Below are 17080 nucleotides of genomic sequence, written 5' to 3'. Positions count from 1 at the left end.
TCAAACCCCTGTTGGCGGAGCCTCAGCCAGTGGCCAGTTTGGACGCGTTCCACGAGGCGCCGGGGGCCGGCATGTCCTGGATCTTGGCGCTGACGCGGCTGCTGCCTTCCAGTGCGGCCAGGTATTCACCGGTGACGCCGGTGATGTAGTTGCCGTCAAAGCAGGAGCAGTCAAAACCCTGGATGTCCGGGTTGCCTTCCTGCGCCGCCCAGATCAGGTCATCGAGCTTCTGGTAGAACAGCGCATCCGCACCCAGCTCGTCGCGGATTTCCTCGATGCTGAGGCCGTTTGCGATCAGCTCGTGCTTGGTCGGCATGTCGATGCCATAGACATTCGGGTATTTCACCGGCGGCGAGGCAGAGGCGATATAGACCTTCTTGGCGCCGGCTTCGCGGCACATCTGCACGATCTTCTTGATGGTGTTTCCGCGCACGATCGAATCGTCGATCAGCAGCACGTTGCGGTCCTTGAACTCCAGCGGGATCGCGTTCAGTTTGCGGCGCACCGATTTCTGCCGCTCTGCCTGGCCCGGCATAATGAAGGTGCGGCCCACATAGCGGTTCTTCACCAGCCCCTCGCGGTAGCGGATGCCGGTGGAGTTGGCGACTTCCAGCGCCACGGGGCGGGCCGAATCAGGCACCGGGATGATGCTGTCGATTTCCAGGCCTGACTCCTGGATCTGCTTGGCCAGTGCCTGGCCCATGCGCAGCTGGGTCTTGTAGACGGACACGCCGTCCATCATCGAGTCCGGGCGCGCCAAGTAGACATATTCGAAAATGCAGGGGGTCAGTTTGCCCTCGACCGCCTGGAAGGTATGCAGCTTGCCGTCCAGGTCGATCAGCACCGCTTCGCCGGGTTTCACATCGCGGACTTTTTCAAAACCGTTGATGCCGAATGCCACGTCCTCAGACGCAATGCAGTAATCGTCGCCGTCGCCCTGCGCCGGGCGCTTGCCCAGCGACAGCGGACGGATGCCATGCGGATCGCGGAAGGCCAGCATGCCGACACCGGCAATCATGCACAGCACCGAATAGGCGCCCTGCACCCGCTCCATCGTCATCTTCACACCGGCAAAGATGTTGCGGATCGGCTCGGCATTACCATTGACCTTGATCGCATCGGCGACCTTGTCGGCCAGCACGTTCAGCAGAATTTCCGAATCCGAGGTGGTGCGCAGGTGACGGCTGTATTTGCCGGTCACTTTCTCGCGCTGCTCGGCGGTGTTGGTGATATTGCCGTTGTGGACCAGATAGATGCCGTAAGGCGCGTTCACAAAGAACGGCTGCGCCTCTGCCGCGCTGAGCGAGCCTGCGGTGGGGTAGCGCACATGGCCCATGCCGACGCGTCCAGTCAGGGTGTCCGCGTCGGCGGGGCCGAACACATCCTTGACCAGCCCGTTTGCCTTGCGCTCGCGGAAGAACTCGCCGGTGTAGGTTACGATACCCGAGGCGTCCTGACCGCGGTGCTGCAGCATCAAAAGCCCGTCATATATCTCTGCAAAGACTTCTGTGTCCCGGCTTGCGATCCCCAAAATCCCGCACATTGGCTGGCTCCAATCCCGATTAGGTCGATAGCTGATGGAAGCGGTGGTGGCGGCAGTCTAGCGCATTTTTCCGCGCCCGCGCCATTCTGGAGGCACCACAGCAGCTTGCCGGCAATACGTCCGGAGCCTGATGGCCGGTTGCAGCTCTGATCCCCGGTGCCAAGCGCATCAGGTCAGGTCCACAAGGGCAGGCGGGCAGCGTCTGCAGCAGCGGCAAGGCGGTGTGGCTCCGAATCCGTTTCCTGTTCGCGCCCTCACATAGAGGCTTTCGCTGCGTCTGTCATCAAAGGATCACATTTCCCTTCTGCGCTGCGGCAATAGGGCGGGCAACTGTGCTGGCCTGCCCAGGCTGCCCGCATCAATGCAGCGTCAGCAGTGACACCGCGCCGACCAGGACCAGGCTCAAAGCCCAGACCAGATCCAGGTTGAACCAGCCCCTGGACAGGAACTTCAGCCCCAGCCAGTGATAGATGCCAAAGGCCATCGCGCCGCCCGCCAGCGTCATCGCCAGCGTATGCGCCACGGCCACCAGCGCGGCGATGCCCGCGCTGCCAGTCATCAGCGCCCCTGCGGCGGCGTGGCCCGTGCCGAATTCCACCGTGGCGCATATCCCCAGGTAGATCGGCACCAGCATCAGCCCGGCGCCGTGCGCCATCGCCGCCAGGAACGACCACAGCGCCAGCCGCGACGGCGGCACCCGCGCCAGCATACGCGGGTGGCGGCGGTTCCACAAAAGGTACAGCCCCAGCGCAATCACCAGGCAGGCGGCGCCGATCTGGATCTCGCGCTGCCACTCTGCCAGCACCAGCAGCGCCGAGAATGGAAACAGCACCGCCGCCATTGCCAGCAGATGCCCCGCCGCCAGCGCGGCCAGCGCCCGCCACAGGCTGCCCTGCGACCGGTCCATCAGCGCGGCTGAGACCGCCAGCGGCCAGCCCATGCCGGGGTTCACACCGTGATACACGCCCGAAAGCGCAACGGCCCCCCACAGGGCCGCCGCCGTGCTGATCTCTGCCACGCGTCAGACGGAGGGGTAGCAGAAGCTGTCAGTGGAGCAGTCGCCGCCCTCCAGACGGATCTGGTGGCTGCGGTAGCCCTCGGGGAACTCGACATAGAAGTCCTTGTCCAGCTCCAGCCCGCCGTTTTCGCCGACGTTGGCCATCACCATCTGGCCGCCGCCGCTGTCCGGGTAGAACTGGTCGTCCCAGGTGGAGTAGAGCGAATTGGTCCAGTAGACCCGCTTGCCGTCGCGGCTGATCTCCACCATCTGCGGCCCATAGGCAAAATCCTTACCGTTGGGATGCTTGGCGCCCCGCGCAATGCCGCCAAGCTCCACCTTGCCGGCCAGCTTGGGGTTCATCGGATCGGAGACGTCGTACTGGTGCATCTCGCCCAAGCCCAAGCAGGCGACGTACAGATACTTGTCATCCAAGCTCAGGTCGATGTCGGTGACCAGCGGCGGCACCGCCTCAAACCCCTGCAGCAGCGGCGGCAGGTTTTCTGCCTGTTCCGGGCGCGGGTCGATGGTGATGGTTTTTTTGGCTTCAAACGTGCCGTCGTCCTTCTGCCACCAGGTAAAGATCGAACCTTGCAGGTTGGTGGTATCCACCACCACGCCGCAGAACCCGTAATCGCGCGAGGGATCATGGGCGGGCCGGATCTCCAGCGCCATCTGGTGGTTCTCACCCAGGTCGATGGTCTGCACGTTCTTGCGCTGGCGCAGGTTCCAGAAGTGGATCGAATGGCCATACTTGTTGCTCAGCAAGTCCTCTGCCACGATGCCATTCTCAAACTGCGGCGGCAGGCCCCATTCTGAACTCACCATGTAGTCCCGCGGCAGGTTCCACCAGAAATCGTAATGCTTGTCCTGCTTGCCGCGGTCCATCTCGTAACGGCCCAGGATCTCGAAGGTTTCGCAATCCATGATGAAGATGCCCGGCGGCCCGTCGGTGCCATCTTCGCCGCCGCCGCCCAGGGTCGAGACATAGATGCCCTCCGGGCCGCAATGGATGGTGTGCGGGCGGGAGTAGCCGGTTTTGGCAAAGACTTCCTCCGGTTCGATGATCTTGTGGATCTTCGCCTTCAGCGGCTCCTTCACGTCCACCACGTAGATCCGGCTGGAGCGGATGCCGGGAATGATCAGGTAGCGCCGCTCCAGGAACGCATGGCCCGACAAGGGGGACAGGGAGGAAGAGCAGGCGTTCCATCCGAAATGATGAAACTCATCGCCCTTGTTGGGCATGATCAGCTGGTGCACGATCTGGCCGTAGGTGTCTGACCCAGGGTCGACATCAACCACCGCCAGCCCGTCCGGTTGCGAAAAATCGGGACTCAGCATCAGGGTAAACGCCAGCTTTTCCGCCGGGGCCTCCATCGCCAGCTTGGGTGTTGCGTGAAATGTTGGGTCAGGCCGCAAATTCATCGTCAGATCCTCCCTTGGTACTGGCGCCGGGTGCTCTGCGGCGCCAAAGGAAAGGCCCGCACGAAGGCGGGCCCGAGGGGGGGAGGAATAGCGGGGGGCTCAGGCTGCCAGAATACGGTCCAGCAGGTTGTCGAACGGGCCGGGCAGGCGGGCATCAACTGCACCCATGCCGGTTTGCGACAGCGCGCGGCCTTCGTCGCTGGCCAGAACCTGGCGGGTCTCGGTCAGCGACAGCTGGTGAAAGGCAGACTCCAGGGCCGTGTCTGCGGCGGGCAGCAGCATGCCGCTTTCGGCCCAGATCAGTTCTTCTTCCTCGAACTCAAAGTGGATGCGGCCCAGGCGCTCCGGCGCCGCGGCTTTAATGCCCTTATAGCCGCTCAGCGCGATCAGCTTGGCGACCACCACCGGCAGGCCGAACAGCCGTTCCGCGGTGTCCATCTCCAGGGCCACTTTCTGGTCCGAGGGCAGCATCAGGTCGGTGTCGTTGCCAAGCGCGCCTGCCGGGATATGCATCAGGGTGGTCAGGCGCGGCACTGCATGACGGACCGCCTTCACTTCCTGCGCGCCGCCATCAAAGGTGAACACCATGTCGCCGGGTTTCACGTCGCGGGCCTGCTTGAAGCCTTCTTCGGTCTCTACCAGCGTATCGGGCAGAAAGCCGCCGCTGCGGATGCGGGCGCGTTTCGGTGCCGGGGCAGGGGTGCGCGGCAGGGGATTGTCCAGCAGCAGAACATCAACCGGCAGGTAGTCGGCGAAATCTGTGGTGTGATCCAGCTGCATTTTCGTGTCCCTTCTGAGCGTCTTTAGCCCGGCGTTTTGCCGTTGAAGCCATGTGGCCCCCGAATTGGGACCAAATTGGGGCGGGCTTGCGTCCCATTTCGGGATGGCGCGATTTTTTGGCGACAAAACCCGCTTTTTCAGGGGGATTGTTAACCTTTTGACCGGCGAGGGTGAGGATTTGTTAATTTTTGCCGCAAATTTGACGGTCCGGAAATTTGCCGCCCGATCTGCGATTCTCTTTGGTTAACAATGTCTTAATGAAAAGTTGCGCCGTTAACGATTGCGCCGTCCGCCCTGTGGATAACCTTGTGAACACATTGAAACCAAAGCAAAACGGGCGCCCAAGAGGCGCCCGCGTATCTGGCTTTTTGGGGTAATCCCTTGGACTTACTGGCCGCAGGCGCCGATCAGCGATTCATATTGCTCAGTGACCCAGCCCAGGGCCTGTTCCGGATTGCGCTCCTCAATCTTGCCGGTCATGCGCTCGAACACCACGGCAGATCGGCTTTCGTCAACAACTGTAAAGCTCTGGCCGGTCATCACCACGTCATAAAGGAAGAAGGCAATAGCGACCAAAAGGATGCCGCGCAGCACACCAAAGAAGAAGCCGGCACCCTGGTCCAGCCCGCCAAGCGCCGAACGCTGCACCAGGGTGGAGAACAGCGGGGTGAAGAAGGAGACCACGATCAGCGCCAGGGCGAACACCGCCGCAAAGGCGGCAATGATCGACAATTCGCAGCTGTCAGCGATGAACTCGCCAATCACCGGGATTTCCGCCATCAGCGGCTCCACCTGCGGGGCGAAGAGGAAAGCCAGCACACCGGCGGCAATCCAGCCGGCAATTGCCATCGCCTCGCGCACGAAACCGCGCGAATAGGCCAGCAGTGCCGATACGACAATGACCAGGGCGACCACCCCGTCGATGATTGTGAAACCTTCCATGTCCCTCGCCTGTTTGCCTGCGATCTCAAATTTTTTGCGACTTTAACCGGCCCCGAAGAATTCGCCAACAAAACCTGCCAGATCGCCCGACTTTCGCAAAGAAAGGCCGTTTACGGACACGGTTTTGCTGCCGCCAGGGGCAATCGCCGCCGTGAAACCAAGTTTTTGCGCCTCTTTCAACCTGTTTTCGGTCTGCGGCGCGGGCCGCAGCGCACCGGATAGCGAAATTTCTCCGAAAACCACCGTATCGGCGGGCAGGGCGACGTCTTCCCGCGCACTCAGCAGTGCTGCCGCAACGGCAAGGTCGGCGGCCGGTTCAGAGATCTTCATGCCGCCCGCCACGTTCAGATAGACGTCCAGGCCCGCAAAAGGGATGCCGCAGCGCGCCTCCAGCACCGCCAGGATCATCGCCAGCCGCGAGCTGTCCCAGCCAACCACCGCCCGGCGCGGCTGCGAGTGGGGCGAGGGCGCAATCAACGCCTGCATCTCGACCAGCACGGGCCTGGTGCCTTCGATGCCGGCAAACACCACCGATCCAGGCGACGGTTCGCCGCGCTCTGACAGAAACAAAGCAGAAGGGTTGATCACTTCGCTGAGACCGCTGCCGGTCATTTCAAACACGCCGATTTCATCCGCCGGGCCAAAGCGGTTCTTGACCGCGCGCAGGATGCGGAATTGATGGCCCCGCTCGCCCTCGAAATAGAGCACGGTATCGACCATATGCTCGACCACCCGGGGGCCGGCGATCTGGCCCTCCTTGGTGACATGGCCGACCATGATAATGGAAATCCCGTGCCGCTTGGCAAATGTGGTCAGCTCATGCGCCGCGGCGCGCACCTGGCTGACGGATCCCGGCGCGCTGTCCACATGGTCGGCCCACATGGTCTGGATCGAGTCGATGATTGCCAGCTGCGGCTTCTCCGCCTCCAGCGTGGTCAGGATATCGCGCAGGTTGGTTTCCGCGGCCAGTTGTACCGGTGCATCCGCCAGCCCCAGCCGCTGCGCCCGCATCCGCACCTGTGCGCTGGCCTCTTCGCCGCTGACATAGACGGTTTTGACGCCGGCCTGGGCAAACCGTGCCGCCGCCTGCAGCAGCAGGGTGGATTTGCCGATGCCCGGATCACCGCCCACCAGGATGGCGGAGGCGGCAACCAGCCCGCCGCCCAGCACCCGGTCAAGCTCGCCAACGCCGCAGCAGGCGCGCGGCGGCGGTGTTTCCCGCGTCGACAGGTCGGTCAGCTGGATAGTGCGGCCCCGCTTGACGCCCAGTGACTTTTTCGAGGGGCCGGAAGACAGCCCCTTGTCTTCAGTGATGGTATTCCACTCGCCGCAGCCCTCGCAGCGGCCGGACCATTTGGAAAAGCTGGCACCGCAAGCGGAGCAGGAGAAAGATGTTTTTGCCATGCTGGATCAGTGGCAGATGTTTCTGTTTTGTTCAAGGGGCTGCGGGTTCTGGACCGGCAGATGCGAGGCTCTGCCTCGCGCTCCGGGATATTTGGGGCCAGATGAAGAGGCGGGCTTCCTTCTTCTGGCTGGAAATATCCCGGGGGAGGCCCGTCAGGGCCGGGGGCAGAGCCCCTTTATCAGCTGCGAAGTGCGGCAGGTCAGTCGGCGCGCCGCGGCGGCTGGATCGGCACCACGCTGCTGCCCTCAGGGCCGGAGCCGTCCGGCTGGCCCTGCAATTGTGCCCACAGTTCCGGCAGCAGTTCGAACAGCTCGCCGCGCAGCCGTCCCAGATGCGACTTGGCGATGCTTTCCTCAATCTCCACGTCGCGGGTCCATTGGCGCAGCTCATGCATGATGATCTGCGCATCTTCCAGCCGCGCCTTGAAGGTCTCCAGCTCCTCTTGGCGCTGTTTCAGGAATTGCCGGGCGCGGGCGACCTTGGCATCGGAATAGGTTTCCGCCAGCTCGCGGCTGACCTGGCTCATCTGCGCGGCGATCTCCAGCACATCCGGTTCCAGCCCGGACAGATCCGGGTGAGACCGCAGAAACGCCAGCCGTTCCTTCACCGCGTCAAACTCCGAGGCCAGCGTGAACACGCCCGCGCGGTCGCCGGCATGAGCCAGCTGATAGGCCTGCAGCACGTCCTCCATGCTGAGCGCAAACCGCCGGTGCGAGGTCTCCAGCGCCAGGATGCGGGTGTTTGCGGGCAGAAAGAACACCAGCATCACTGCCAGCGCCGTCAGTGCGATCTGGGCCAGCATGCCGGCCTGCGGCATCACCTCGCCATCCAGCCCGGCCTGCAGCGACAGCCAGGGCCAGATCCCCAGCGCTGCCATCGCGGTAGCTGCCAGCGCCGCCGCGGCGGCAAAGCAGATCAGCAGGAAGGACAGCCGCATCAGCACAGTCTGCGCGGTGAACAGAATAGGTAGAATGCCGGACATAGCGCCCCCTCCAGCAGCAATACAAAACAAATGCCGGACCCGGCGGCCGGAGGGGGAGCCCAGCAGAAGGGCGCAGCAAGCCGGTCCCGTGCGAAACAGGTGTCGAAGTTTATGAAATGGGGCGGTTTACTGCCGGATCAAGGGTTTACCCCGTCTGCCGCTGCGCCCTGGCGGCGCGCTCCGTCAGCAGCCCCAACACGATTGAGGCAAGGATGCAGGCGGTGAACAGATAAAGCCCCCAGGCGGTCTCAACGGTGGCAAGGCCAATGCCCTTGGCCAGCGTGATGTAAAGCGCGATCAGGAAAATGTCGGCCATCGCCAGCTTGCCCAGCACATGCAGCACTTTCTGCACCCGCGCGTCCATCAGCTGCCACTGCACCAGAGCGGTGCCGATGGTTTTGAGGTAGGGGGCAAAGATCGCAAAGAAGGTGACGATCAGCGCCAGCACCGCGTCGCTGCCCCACAAGGACTGCAGCCCGGTGATCACTGAGATCTCGCTGAGGCCGAAGATCGGCAGCAGCCCCGCCCGCATCAAGGGCGCAAACCAGGCGAGGGGGTAGAGGATCAAGAGCGACAGGGTGAGGAGGCGGAGGGTCATTCGGCCCCAGTGTCTCGCTTGTCTTCGATCTGAAGAGGATCGGCATCCTTTTCAATCGCAGTTGCTTGTTTTCTCTGCCCTCTAATTGCGTTGGCAAGTTGTTCCACTCTGTCGAATGCCGGTTTTGCTTTCTTACCAGCTTTCCCTAGAGCCTCCCCCAAATCCACAACCTTTCCCAGAACTAGGTGAAAGTTGCTGAGTTCCTTATCGACTTCGGCTTGAACTGAGTTAACTGAACCTAGAACTCTTTGTTTTCGCTCGTCGCCGAGCCAATCACTCTTATAAACGACTTCACGCAGCTCTGAGATGATCTTGTGAATGCTGGTTTTGTGGTTCGTATCAAAGACAATGGCTTCCGAGAACTCACTGTTTGTTTCTTCATACTCGAGTGCAGCTTGAGCTTCGAGTTCAACAGCCAGAATTCTTGTCCTCCAATTCTGAACGTGCTCGTCGAACCGTTGTAGGATTTCTCCCATTTGGTCCTCCTCGCTACCAGTTGGCAAGTCCTCAGGGTACTCAAAGCCCGCCAGTTTTGCGGCTTTTCGGAAGCGAATGTCAGCAATTAGAAATGACTGATAAAAACTGGTATCCCAACTGTTGTCGTTGCTGGCCTTTTCTTCACCGTGCTTAGCTTCCTCGAATTCGTTAATGTGGCTAAGCAAAACTGAAAAATGATGCATTCTAAAATCCTTTGTCTACCGCACCGCCTCGATCGGACCCTCCGCGCGGCCGTGGATGAACTGCTCCACATAGGGATCGCCCGACTGGTCCATCTCGGCCACCGGGCCGGTCCATTGGATCACTCCGCCATGCAGCATCGCCACGTTGTCGGCAATGGCGCGCACGGATGTCATGTCATGGGTGATGGTCATGGCGGTTGCGCCCATCTCCACCACGATCTCGCGGATCAGGTCGTTGATGACGCCCGACATGATCGGGTCGAGGCCGGTGGTCGGTTCGTCAAAAAAGATGATCTCCGGCTCCGCCGCAATCGCGCGGGCCAGGCCGACACGCTTCTGCATCCCGCCCGACAGCTCGGCAGGCAGGCGGTCAGCAACATCTGCCTTCAGACCCACCCGGCGCAGCTTCTCAATGGCGATTTCCCGCGCCTCATCCGCCGGGCGTTTCAGCGCGCCGCGCAGCAGGCGGAAGGCGACGTTCTGCCAGACCGGCAGCGAGTCAAACAGCGCACCGCCCTGAAACAGCATGCCAAAGCGGGCCAGAAACTTGTCGCGGTCACCCGATCCGGCAGGTTTGCCATCGACATAGATCTGGCCCGAATCCGGCTGGATCAGCCCCAGAATGCTTTTCAGCGCCACCGATTTGCCGGTGCCGGAGCCGCCGATGATCACCATCGAAGTGCCCTGGGCGATCTCCAGGTTCATGCCGTTCAGCACGCGGTTGCCGCCAAAGGCCTTATGGACGTTTTCCATGCGGATCATAGCGAGAAGAACACCCCTGTGAGGACAAAGTTGGCGGCGAGGATCAGCACCGCGGCGGATTCCACTGAACCCTTGGTGGCGCGGCCCACGCCCTGGGCGCCGCGGCCCGACTGCATGCCGTAGTAGCAGCCCATCAGTGCCGCGATGGTGCCAAAGGCCGCGCCCTTGACCAGAGAGGAGATAATGTCGAGCGCTTCCAGGAAGTCGACCGTGTTCTTGAGATAGGCCGCCGGGTTGAAGCCGAGGTTCTGAACCGCCACCGTGTAGCCGCCCATGATGCCAATGACATCACCTGCGCCGACCAGAACCGGAACGGTGATCAGCGCGGCCAGCACCCGCGGCGCCACCAGGTATTTCATCGGATGGGTGGAGAGTGTCACCAGCGCGTCGATCTGCTCGGTCACCTTCATGGTGGCGATCTCGGCGGCAATCGACGAGGTGACGCGCGCGGCGATCATCAGGCCGACCAGCACCGGACCCAGCTCGCGCACCATGCCGATGGCCACGATTTGCGGCACCACGGCTTCGGCGTTGAAGCGGGCGCCGCCGGCATAGATCTGCAGCGCCAGCGCGCCGCCGGTGAAAATCGCGGTGAGGCCGACAACCGGCAGCGACAGCCAGCCGACGTTCAAGAGCGCCTGCAGGAATTCGCGCGGGTAATAGGGCGGGCGAACCATATGGCTGAAGGCCGAAAGCGCAAACAGCGCCGCGCGGCCAACCGCGGCCAGCGACGCCAGCGCCGTGCGGCCCAGCCGGGCCAGGAGGGCAACAGGGGTCATCCCAGATAGGTCCTTGCGGAGCGGTGGCCGGAGGAGGTCAGAATCTCATAACCGATGGTGCCGGCCGCATCGGCAAGCGTGTCCACCGTCTGACGCTCGTTAAGGATCGCCAGCATATCCGGCACCTCTGCCAGATCAGTGACATCCACGGTAATCAAATCCATCGAGACGCGGCCCACAACCGGGCAGGGGGTTTCGCCTGCATAGACGTGAATGCCGCCCGCACCCATCGCCCGGTGCAGCCCGTCGGCATAGCCCGCGGCAACGGTCGCGATGCGGCTGGGGCGCTGTGCCACCCAGGTATTGCCGTAACCGGCGCTTTCGCCCGGCTCCATATCGCGTACCTGAATAACCGGCAGATCCAGCTGCACCACCGGCACCGCATCGGTGAACGGCAGCCCGCCATACAGGCCGACGCCGGGGCGGCAGAGGTCGAAGTGGTATTCCTTGCCCAAAAGCATGCCGCCGGTCGCCGCCAGCGAGCGCGGCACCTCCAGCCCGTCGGTCATCTCTCGGAACACCTGCAGCTGCTGCGCGTTCATCGCGTGGCCCGGCTCATCGGCGCAGGCCAGATGCGACATCAGGAGAACCGGGTTCTGGCCCAGGGCGATCTCAGCCACCGCGGCCCATTCGCTGTGTTCCATGCCCAGCCGGTTCATACCGCTGTCCAGCTGCACGCCAAAAGGGTGGCCCGGCAGCGCCTCGAAATGGCGCAGCATCTGGTCCAGCGAGTTCAGCATCGGCGTCAGCTGGAAATCCTTCAAGAGCTTGGCGTCGCCCTCCATATGGCCGGAAAACACCGAGATACCGGGGCCCGGCCCCAGCGCGCGGCGCAGCGCGCCGCCTTCCTCGGCTGCCGCCACAAAGAAGTTGCGCGCACCCGCCTTGGCCAGCGCTTTGCCCACCCGGCCTGCATCCAGGCCATAGCCGTTCGCCTTGACCACGGCTGCGGTCTCGCAGCCGGTCAGCGCATCCAGATTCCGCCAGTTGGTGACCAGCGCATCCAGGTTGATTGTCAGTTTTGCCGTGCTCATGGCGTGTTCATGACATGGGAGGTGCGCAGGTCAAGGGGGAAAACCCGCCAAACTGGCCGATTGTTGCCTGCTTTCAGAGGGGTGAGCGGCCTGCGGCAGGTGCTTCAAGCAGGCATCTGCTGAGTGGCGCAATGGATGCCGCCGCCGAGTTCTGCCTGCAGGTCAGTATCGAGCAACACCAGTTCGCGTCCAGGGTAGAGGCGGCGCAGTGCCTTTGCGGCCAGCATCATCAGCACACGGTTTCCGCCATTCCCGATCCTCCTGCCGAGGACAGCGTGGCAGTCCCCGCAGCACCGGCCCCGGCCAGAAACCGGCGGCAGTTAATAGCCGCCGTCCTCGTGACCCTGCTGCCAGGCCTTGGCGAGGTTGCCGAAGCGGGTGAACTGCGCCTCGAACGACAGTTCCACCGTGCCGATGGGGCCGTGACGCTGCTTGCCGACGATCACCTCGGCCTTGGCGTGCAGCCGCTCCATCGCCTGCTTCCACTCTTCCATCTTCTCCAGCTCGTGGTCGCCGGGCTTTTCCCGTTCCTTATAATATTCCTCGCGGAACACGAACATCACCACGTCGGCGTCCTGTTCGATCGAGCCCGATTCCCGCAAGTCGCTGAGCTGCGGGCGCTTGTCCTCGCGGTTTTCCACCTGGCGCGACAGCTGCGACAGCGCGATCACCGGGATGTTCAATTCCTTGGCAATCGCCTTCATCCCCATCGAAATTTCGGCAATCTCGTTCACCCGGTTGTCCGACATGCCGCGGCACAGCTGCAGATAGTCGATCACCAGAAGGTCCAGACCGTGCGTCCGCTTCAGGCGGCGCGCCCGCGCGGCCAGCTGCGAAATCGGAATCGCCGGAGTATCGTCGATGAACAGCGGGCAGCTTTCCAGATCCTTGGCCGCCTGCACAAAGCGGCGGAATTCGCTTTCGGTCATGTCGCCCTGGCGGATCTTGTGCGAGGAAATCTCCGACGCCTCCGCCAGAATACGTCCCGCCAGCTGCTCGGCGCTCATCTCGAGCGAGAAGAAACCTACCACGCCGCCATCCAGCGCGCCTTCGGATCCGTCGGGTTTCACCCCGCGTTTGTATGCCTTGGCAACGTTGAAGGCGATGTTGGTCGCCAGCGACGTTTTACCCATAGAGGGGCGGCCTGCGAGGATAAGAAGGTCCGAGGGATGCAGGCCGCCAAGTTGTTTGTCGAGGTCTGTCAGGCCCGTCGAGACACCGGCCATGCCGCCGCCCCGCTGATACGCCTCGTTGGTCACATTGACCGCTTCTGTGACGGCCTTCAGGAATGACTTGAAACCGCTTTCCGTCTGGCCCTGCTCTGCCAGCTGGTAAAGCGACTGCTCTGCCTCAACAATCTGCTCTTTAGGTTCTGATGCCACGTCTACGCGGCGCGCCTTTTCTGCAATCGATTGGCCCAGGGCAATCAGCTCGCGCCGGATTGCCAGGTCATAGATCATCTGCGCGTAATCCCGCACCGCAAAGGCAGAGATTGATGCGCCGGCGAGCTTGGCCAGATAGGCAGGCCCGCCCAGTTCCTTCAGCCCTTCGTGGTCCTCCAGGAACGCCTTCAGCGTCACTGGCGACGCCAGCGCGTTCTTGGAGATCCGCGCCGCCGCCACCTCATAAATGCGGGCATGGACCGGATCATAGAAATGCGACGAGTCGATGATCAGCGCGATCTTGTCATAGACCTCGTTGTTGGTCAGGATCGCCCCCAGCAGCTGCTGTTCCGCCTCCACCGAATGCGGCAGCTCGTTGTCCGGCATCGCCTGGCTTGCTTGCGCAGGTTCAGGCATCGGGGCGGGGGGCGGCATATCGCCGTCAAAGGGGGTAATCTCGTTCATCACTGCTCTCGTCACTCGGCCCGCTTATACGGTGCCGCGCGGGTTTCTCCTATCTGGGAATCTCTGTGGATGCCCTGTGGATAACCGCGCATGGTTTGTGGGCCGTTTACCATGTTAGGCCAGTAAGCCTGTCCTGCTCAGGCTACATGATGCGGTATAATCTGGAAAGGCCCCAATATCTGTGTCTCAACCTGAGCGGGAAGCGATTCGGGCCGGGCTTGTCCACAGCCCGGCCTGTAACGCTTTCCCCAGCGTCAGGCGGTTCGCCGCCTGTCCGGCCGCTGACCGCAGAGCGGCGGGCAATCCGCCCGCCCTCCGAAGCCTTTGATCCGGTTTAGGCTTTATGCGCTTCCTGCCAGGCGCGCGGATCCTTCAGGAATTTCTCCACCTCGGCCAGAGTTTCCTCGCTGAAGCTCTTCTGCGCTTTTGCCTCGGCCAGAACATCCCACCAGGTGCACAGGTAATGCAGCTCAACGCCGTGGTCGCCCAGGCGTTTGGTGGTTTCGGGGAAGATGTCGTAATAGAAGATCACCGCGGTGTGGCCGCAGGAGGCGCCGGTTTCGCGGATCGCATCCACAAAGGACAGTTTGGAGCCGCCGTCAGTGGTCATGTCCTCCACCAGCAGCACCCGCTGATCCTCGGTCATCACCCCTTCGATGCGGGCATTGCGGCCATAGCCCTTGGGCTTTTTGCGCACATAGGTCATCGGCAGCGCCATGCGCTCGGCCACCAGCGCGCCAAAGGGAATGCCGGCCGTTTCGCCGCCCGCAATATTGTCAAACGCCTCGAAACCGGCGTTGCGCATCACGGTCACCGTGAGGAAATCCATCAGCGTGGTACGGATCCGCGGAAATGAGATCAGCTTGCGGCAGTCGATATAGCTGGGCGAGGGCAGGCCGGAGGCCAGCGTATAGGGTTCATCCGTATTGAAGTTCACCGCGCCGATTTCCAGCAGCATCCGGGCCGACAGGCGGGCGATTTCTTCTTTGGACGGGTACGAGGTGGGGATCATGTGGCAGCTCCGGAAATTGAATATCTTTCCCCTTGCGCAGCCCAAACGCTGCGCAGGTTTGCGCCCGGCCCGGGGGCGGGGGCGTATTCGCGCCCGCCCTGGGGGGCGGGTCGGGCGCAAACCGGACCGCAAGCGGTCCGGGGGATTTTCGCAATGGTCACGCCTGAACCGACCAGTAGACCGGGAATCCCGGATCAAACACGGTGACAGGCCCGTCGCCGCTCTCGATCTTCTCGGGGAATTGCACCGGAGCATCGCCCTTGCTCAGCGTCAGGCTCTCGCCGCTCACCGGCAGGCCATAGAACGCCGGGCCGTGTTCCGAGGCAAAGCCCGCCAGCTTGTCCAGCGCGCCCTCTTCCTCGAACACATGCGCCAAGAGGGACATGGTGTTGGTGGCGGTGAAACAGCCGGCACAGCCGCAAGCGCTTTCCTTGTTAGGGTCGGTATGCGGCGCCGAGTCGGTGCCCAGGAAATAGCGTGCATCGCCAGAGGTGGCAGCGGCGCGCAGGGCCAGACGGTGCTCTTCGCGCTTGGCCACCGGCAGGCAGTAATAATGCGGCTTGATGCCGCCGACCAGAATGTGGTTGCGGTTGATGATCAGGTGGTGCGTGGTGATCGTCGCGCCCAGATCCTTGTCCTGGCTCGCCACATACTCCGCAGCGTTTTTGGTGGTGATATGCTCCATCACCACACGCAGGCCGGGGGTTGATTTGCGGATCGGGTCCAGCACCCGGTCGATGAACACCGCCTCACGGTCAAAGATGTCGATATCGTGGTCGGTCACCTCGCCGTGGGTGCACAGCGGCAGGCCGATCTCGGCCATCTTCTCCAGCACCGCGCGGACGTTATCGAAATTGGTCACACCCGAGGCCGAATTGGTGGTCGCGCCTGCCGGGTACAGCTTCACTGCCTTGACCAAACCGCTGGCATGGGCCGCGGCGACATCGACCGGATCGGTGTCCTCGGTCAGGTACAGCGTCATCAGCGGCTCAAACGCCATCCCGTCCGGCAGCGCTGCCAGGATACGCTCGCGGTAGGCCGCGGCCTGGTCCCCGGTCACCACCGGCGGCACCAGATTCGGCATGATGATCGCACGGCCGAAATGGCGGGCGGTTTCGGGCAGCACGGCCTGCAGCATGGCGCCGTCGCGCAGGTGCAGGTGCCAGTCATCGGGGCGGGGGATGGTCAGCGTGTCGGTCATGCGCGTGCGTTAGCACATGGCGGCGGCGAAACAAAGCGGCGGATTGCGCCGATGCTGCAGGTGGTCAGCGCTTTGGCGGAATCCGGAATTCACCGCTTTCTGCGCGCTGCTCCAGCTCCTGCAGGCGGCGGCGGAACCGCGGCGCCCGCATCCGCTCGGTCACATTGCGGCACAGCAGCGCCACCAGATAGCTGCGCTCCTCCCGCTCCAGCCGGCCCAGCAGGCTGCGCAGGTAAAAGGAGTTGTTGCGGCGGCTGCGGAACAGCTTGCTGAAGGCGGCGCCGCTCAGCCGGCCGCTGCCGGCCAGCGACAGGATGTGATAGAGCATCTCCATCTCGATCAGCCGGGTTTGCACCGCGTCACCCATATAAGGCGCCCGCAGCAGGGTTACGTTCGCGCGGGCAAACAGCGACGCATGCATGGCGTCCAGCCGCTCCTGCGGGTCGTAGATCACATAGGCCTGGCCGGCCGCATCGACCATGTCCGGCGCATAGCCATAGCGGTCAGTAAAGGACAGGCGGCGCATCTCGGCAAAGCGGTCGTCCCATTCGGTCATCCGCGGGTCCAGCGTCGCCTGCGGCTGTACCGCCACCACGGTGGCGCCGGGCGCGGCCACCGAATAGGCCGCCGCCGCATAGCCGCAGGGGCCTGCGCCGTAGAAAATCACATTGTCGAACTCGTCAAAGAATCCGTCGTCGATCAGCTGATCAAAAAACCCGTAGATGAGATCATCGCGGAACCAGGTGTCGCCGTCAGAGATCACGCACATATGCGACCAGCCCAGGTTCTTCACCAGGTCGAACCCCAGGGGCTGCGCCTGGTCCGACAGGTTGTGGATGCCTTGAATGGTCTCAAACGTCACCAAAAGGGTGTTGCCCTGGTCGATAAAGGTGGCGAAATGCTTGGCTCCCAGCGCCTGGTACATGCCATGCTCTTCGGCCAGCGCTGCCATCCGCGCCTTCCATTGGGCCGGATTCAGGCCGGAGAGATCTTCATCCAGATTTTCAAGTCCGTCCTGCATGACTTCCACCTTTGGTACCCCCATACGCCTCGCGGCGCGTTTGTATGTTTACGGTTAGGTGACAAATAAGGC

The 17080-nt window shown here is 62.6% G+C and carries 17 protein-coding genes; all 17 read right to left on the bottom strand.

Features of this window, described 5'->3' with window-relative positions:
- Positions 1-22: 22 nt before the first annotated feature.
- Positions 23-1543: an amidophosphoribosyltransferase gene (gene purF / locus AC5STB_RS19685; protein ID WP_495444461.1), complete on the bottom strand. Its 1521-nt coding sequence runs from the start codon at positions 1541-1543 to the stop codon at positions 23-25.
- 358 nt (positions 1544-1901) lie between these two features.
- Positions 1902-2561: a hypothetical protein gene (locus AC5STB_RS19680; protein ID WP_495444460.1), complete on the bottom strand. Its 660-nt coding sequence runs from the start codon at positions 2559-2561 to the stop codon at positions 1902-1904.
- A 3-nt stretch (positions 2562-2564) separates the two neighbouring features.
- Positions 2565-3965, bottom strand: coding sequence for a selenium-binding protein SBP56-related protein (locus AC5STB_RS19675; protein ID WP_495444459.1), 1401 nt, complete (start codon positions 3963-3965; stop codon positions 2565-2567).
- A 99-nt stretch (positions 3966-4064) separates the two neighbouring features.
- Positions 4065-4745 carry a Hint domain-containing protein gene (locus AC5STB_RS19670; RefSeq protein ID WP_495444458.1) on the bottom strand — a complete coding sequence of 227 codons (681 nt, stop codon included), beginning with the start codon at positions 4743-4745 and terminating at the stop codon, positions 4065-4067.
- A 387-nt stretch (positions 4746-5132) separates the two neighbouring features.
- Positions 5133-5687 (bottom strand): CvpA family protein, encoded by a 555-nt coding sequence (locus AC5STB_RS19665; RefSeq protein ID WP_495444457.1) that lies wholly within the window; start codon positions 5685-5687, stop codon positions 5133-5135.
- A gap of 42 nt (positions 5688-5729) precedes the next feature.
- Complete coding sequence (gene radA, locus AC5STB_RS19660) at positions 5730-7091, bottom strand: DNA repair protein RadA (protein ID WP_495444456.1); 1362 nt, start codon at positions 7089-7091, stop codon at positions 5730-5732.
- Between the two features lie 200 nt (positions 7092-7291).
- Positions 7292-8074 (bottom strand): DNA repair protein, encoded by a 783-nt coding sequence (locus AC5STB_RS19655; RefSeq protein ID WP_495444455.1) that lies wholly within the window; start codon positions 8072-8074, stop codon positions 7292-7294.
- 145 nt (positions 8075-8219) lie between these two features.
- Positions 8220-8672: a paraquat-inducible protein A gene (locus tag AC5STB_RS19650; protein ID WP_495444454.1), complete on the bottom strand. Its 453-nt coding sequence runs from the start codon at positions 8670-8672 to the stop codon at positions 8220-8222.
- The gene (locus tag AC5STB_RS19645; RefSeq protein WP_495444453.1) at positions 8669-9352 is read right to left on the bottom strand and encodes a hypothetical protein; all 684 of its coding nucleotides are present in this window, start codon (positions 9350-9352) and stop codon (positions 8669-8671) included. Before AC5STB_RS19645 ends, AC5STB_RS19650 begins: the two co-directional genes overlap by 4 nt.
- 15 nt (positions 9353-9367) lie before the next feature.
- A complete protein-coding gene (locus AC5STB_RS19640; protein ID WP_495444452.1) occupies positions 9368-10114 on the bottom strand; it encodes an ABC transporter ATP-binding protein in 747 nt (248 codons plus the stop codon).
- Positions 10111-10893 (bottom strand): MlaE family ABC transporter permease, encoded by a 783-nt coding sequence (locus AC5STB_RS19635; protein WP_495444451.1) that lies wholly within the window; start codon positions 10891-10893, stop codon positions 10111-10113. Before AC5STB_RS19635 ends, AC5STB_RS19640 begins: the two co-directional genes overlap by 4 nt.
- Positions 10890-11927 carry an alanine racemase gene (gene alr / locus AC5STB_RS19630; protein WP_495444450.1) on the bottom strand — a complete coding sequence of 346 codons (1038 nt, stop codon included), beginning with the start codon at positions 11925-11927 and terminating at the stop codon, positions 10890-10892. The genes AC5STB_RS19635 and alr overlap by 4 nt, the downstream gene beginning before the upstream one ends.
- Before the next feature lie 104 nt (positions 11928-12031).
- A complete protein-coding gene (locus tag AC5STB_RS19625) occupies positions 12032-12157 on the bottom strand; it encodes an agmatine deiminase family protein (protein ID WP_495444449.1) in 126 nt (41 codons plus the stop codon).
- Positions 12158-12247: 90 nt separating this feature from the next.
- Positions 12248-13774 (bottom strand): replicative DNA helicase, encoded by a 1527-nt coding sequence (locus tag AC5STB_RS19620; protein ID WP_495444448.1) that lies wholly within the window; start codon positions 13772-13774, stop codon positions 12248-12250.
- Positions 13775-14108: 334 nt separating this feature from the next.
- The gene (locus AC5STB_RS19615) at positions 14109-14786 is read right to left on the bottom strand and encodes an orotate phosphoribosyltransferase (protein WP_495444447.1); all 678 of its coding nucleotides are present in this window, start codon (positions 14784-14786) and stop codon (positions 14109-14111) included.
- Positions 14787-14943: 157 nt separating this feature from the next.
- A complete protein-coding gene (pyrC, locus tag AC5STB_RS19610) occupies positions 14944-15987 on the bottom strand; it encodes a dihydroorotase (protein WP_495444446.1) in 1044 nt (347 codons plus the stop codon).
- Between the two features lie 64 nt (positions 15988-16051).
- Positions 16052-17008, bottom strand: a complete 957-nt coding sequence (locus tag AC5STB_RS19605; protein WP_495444445.1) for a phosphoadenosine phosphosulfate reductase — start codon at positions 17006-17008, stop codon at positions 16052-16054.
- Between the last annotated feature and the right edge of the window lie 72 nt (positions 17009-17080).

Source organism: Leisingera sp. CC-HEC093 (assembly GCF_059429195.1).
The sequence above is the reverse complement of the archived record's forward strand: the minus strand, read 5'-3'. Positions and strand labels throughout refer to the sequence as shown.